2 protein-coding genes and 1 tRNA gene are annotated in these 3735 nt (G+C 62.2%); 2 read left to right on the top strand and 1 reads right to left on the bottom strand.

Annotated elements, in window-relative coordinates:
• Positions 1-546: 546 nt before the first annotated feature.
• Positions 547-623, bottom strand: a tRNA-Pro gene (locus EN969_RS21060).
• Positions 624-824: 201 nt separating this feature from the next.
• Between EN969_RS21060 and EN969_RS21055 the strand changes: the two genes are divergently transcribed.
• Both EN969_RS21055 and EN969_RS21050 read left to right on the top strand, forming a co-directional pair.
• Positions 825-2345 (top strand): phosphomannomutase/phosphoglucomutase, encoded by a 1521-nt coding sequence (locus EN969_RS21055; RefSeq protein WP_013532684.1) that lies wholly within the window; start codon positions 825-827, stop codon positions 2343-2345.
• Positions 2346-2356: 11 nt separating this feature from the next.
• On the top strand, positions 2357-3735 hold a 1379-nt coding region (locus tag EN969_RS21050), incomplete at its 3' end, for a mannose-1-phosphate guanylyltransferase/mannose-6-phosphate isomerase (RefSeq protein WP_127419361.1).

Below are 3735 nucleotides of genomic sequence, written 5' to 3'. Positions count from 1 at the left end.
GTTTTCATTGCAATTTCTCCATTTTCTTAATTAGCCCTTCATTGGATTAACTGCCCCTGATCACTTTGGTTCCGGTGGTCCGGCATCGGCCCGAACGTTCACTGGTCATCGCCGGATCTCGTCAACGACGGAACATTAGACGTGCCTGATGGTTTTATTTCTCGCAGCCGGGATCACGATTTGGTGTCTGCTGCGGATCAGTCGGCAAAGACTGGTCGGCCCGCGTTCTCCGCCAGAGGCGCGGGCTTCCCCCAGGCAACAGGAGAGAGATCATGAACAATATCATTTGGCTCGTTGGAGCTGTGGTCATCGTGATAGCGATCTTGAGCTTTTTTGGCCTCCGCTAGCCGGACGCGCGTGCCAGTTGAGATGTTTTCCGGAATCTGTCCGCGAGCGCACGTATGAAGGCATAAAGCGGCCGGTTGACCGTCTGGTTGCTGTCCAGTGCAACAGGCATCGCTGTCGGCCGGCGGGGAGACGCGAGTAATCTCGCTTGAGGGGCAGGTGGAGCGCCGAAGTCGGGATGCGCTAACTCTTTGTTTTTTCTGGTCGGAGTGGCAGGATTTGAACCTGCGACCCCCTCGTCCCGAACGAGGTGCGCTACCAGGCTGCGCTACACTCCGTGACCAGACCGCGGGCTTATAGCCGCCACACTTCGTTCCTGCAAGCGGCATGGCAGCACTTCTGTCGCATTTCATCGGCTTTCGTCGAGCATAGCCCGAAAGGCTCGGATTCCCTCCTGGGATAAACGTGGCTTAAAGCCTTCTGTGCTAAGCCGCAGTCCTCGACAACTCGTAATTTCCGCCACTCGGAGTTTTCCAGTCTTGTCCTTCAGCATCGTTGGCGACGCCCGGCCCAACAGTTTCGAGTTCGAAACCGAAGCGCTGATCAAGCCATCCGGCTTTCGAGAATATGATGCGCGCTGGTGGTTTGGCCATCCCGGCTCCGCGCAACTGCCGGAGCTCAATCTGAATGGCGTCCAGGCGCTCGGAATGGGGCTTGGCACGCTGATCCGCCGTGTCGGTGCCGGTCCCGATATCGTCACCGGGCACGATTTCCGCTCCTATTCGCTTGGCATCAAGCTGGCGCTGGTGTCCGGTTTGATGGCTGCAGGCGCTCGGGTGAGGGACATCGGACTGGCGTTGTCGCCGATGGCCTATTTCGCCCAGTTCGCACTGGACGTGCCTTCGGTCGCTATGGTCACCGCCTCGCATAACGAGAATGGCTGGACCGGCGTCAAGATGGGTGCGGCGCGGCCGCTGACTTTCGGGCCGGAAGAGATGAGCGCGCTGAAGCAGATTGTACTGGCCGGCGATTTCGATCTCGTCGGCGGCGGCTCCTACGATTTCGTTCGCGATTTTCGCGCTACTTATCTCGACGATCTGACCGAGGACAAGCGCATCACCCGAAAGCTGAAAGTGGTCGCCGCCTGCGGCAACGGCACCGCCGGCGCCTTCGCGCCGCAAGCGCTGCAGCGCATCGGCTGCGAGGTCATCCCGCTCGATGTCGAACTCGACCACACCTTTCCGCGCTACAATCCCAATCCCGAGGATATGCAGATGCTGCATGCCATCAGGGACAAGGTGCTTGAGACTGGAGCCGATGTCGGCCTTGGCTTCGACGGTGACGGCGACCGCTGCGGCGTCGTCGACAATGAGGGCAATGAGATTTTTGCCGACAAGGTCGGTGTGATGCTGGCGCGCGATATCTCCAGCCAGCATCCGGGCTCGACCTTCGTCGTCGACGTCAAGTCGACCGGCCTGTTCAACACAGACAGCGTGCTGCGCGCCAACAGCGCCGTCACCGACTACTGGAAGACCGGCCACTCCTACATCAAGCGCCGCGTCGCCGAGCTTGGCGCCGTCGCCGGTTTCGAAAAGTCGGGCCATTTCTTCTTCAACCCGCCGATCGGGCGGGGTTATGACGATGGGCTGGTCACCGCCATTGCCATCTGCCAGATGCTGGACCGCAGCCCCGGCAGTTCGATGGCCGATCTATACCGCGCGCTGCCGCTGACCTTCGGCACGCCGACCATGTCGTCGCACTGCGCGGACGATGTGAAGTATGGCGTTGTCGAGCGGGTGGTTGCCGACTTTCAGGCCATGAAGCGGGATGGAACGGTTTTTGCGGGCCAGAAGATCGCCGACCTCATCACCGTCAACGGTGCGCGCGTTGTCGCGGACGACGGCACCTGGGGACTGGTGCGCGCCTCGTCGAACAAGCCGGAACTGGTCGTGGTCGTCGAAAGCCCGGTGTCGTCGCAGCGTCGACGGGAGATGTTCGAGGCTGTCGACACCGTGCTGCGCCGCAGCCCCGAGGTGGGCGCCTACAACCAGACCTTTTGAATGGTGGTTGAATGACCGAGCGGATTGTCAGTTTTGTCATGAGCGGCGGGGTCGGCTCGCGGTTGTGGCCGCTGTCGCGCGAGGACAATCCCAAGCAGTTCCACGATCTGTCCGGCGACGGCTCGATGCTGGCCAAGACCTTGCGCCGGCTGACGGCCCGGCCGGAAGGCGAAACGCCGATCTTCCTGATTGCCGCGGAGCGCCATGCCGACCGCGTTCACGCCGATCTTGCCGGCCTCGACCTCGCCGGCGGCGGGCCGCTGTTCGAGCCGACCGGGCGCAACACAGCCGCCGCCGTCGCACTGGCGACGCTGCGCACACTGTCCGAGTTCGGCGACAGCCTGGTGCTGGTGGTGCCGTCGGACCATGAGATATCGACCCCGCGCCAGTTCTGGCAGAGCGTCGAAGCCGGCACCGAGGCAGCGCGTAGCGGCCGGCTGGTGGTGTTCGGCATCAGGCCGACACAGCCCGAGACCGGCTACGGCTATATCGAGGTTGCGGCCGAAAGCGGCGGCATCTTCGACGTGTCGCGCTTCGTCGAAAAGCCGGATCTTGCGACTGCGCAAAGCTATCTCAAGGCCGGAAATTTCTACTGGAACACCGGTATCTTCCTTTTTCGCGCCAGCGCCATGCGTGATGCCTTCATAGCGTTCCAGCCGGATATCTGGCAGGCCACCGAAGCAGCGTACAAGGCAGCGACATCGGATTTGTCCGGCCTTTACATGCCGCTAGAACTCTACGCCGCCATTCCGTCGAACTCGATCGACTACGCCATCATGGAGCGGGCAAAAGACATCGCGATGGTGCCGGCCGGCTTCCGCTGGAACGATCTCGGCTCATGGCAGTCGCTGCTCGATGTCGGCCCCGCCGACGACCGGGGCAATGTCATCATCGGCGACGTCGTCGCCATCGATTGCGAGAATTCCTACATTCGCAGTGACGGCCGCCTGCTGTCGGCGATCGGCATGAAGGACATCGCCATCGTTTCGACATCGGATGCCACCTTCGTCGCTCCGGTCAGCCACAGCCAACACGTCAAGAAGATCGTCGAGCAGCTCGAAAAATCGGGTCGCCTGGAAACCAGGTTCACGCCGGCGCATGACCGCGTCATCGAAAGCGGCGCCTGGCGGCGGCGCGTGCATCACTGGCTGTTTCAGGAGACCTTGCCGCTGTGGTCGACATCGGGCGTCGACGAACGCCATGGCGGCTTTCACGAAGCGCTTGGCCTGGACGCTTCGCCGTTGATGAAGCCCAAGCGCATGCGCACCACGGCGAGGCAGGTCTATGCCTTCGCCGTTGCCCGGGCGCGCGGCTGGGACGGTCCGGCCGACCGGCTGATCAGCCACGGCATCGCCTTCATGGCCGGCAAGGGCCGCACCGACAAGGGCGG

The sequence above is a fragment of the Mesorhizobium sp. M7A.F.Ca.CA.003.01.2.1 genome, assembly GCF_003998945.1.
In the GTDB taxonomy this organism is placed as follows: domain Bacteria; phylum Pseudomonadota; class Alphaproteobacteria; order Rhizobiales; family Rhizobiaceae; genus Mesorhizobium; species Mesorhizobium ciceri.
Note: the sequence above shows the minus strand (reverse complement) of the source record. Positions and strands in the feature narration are given on the sequence as shown.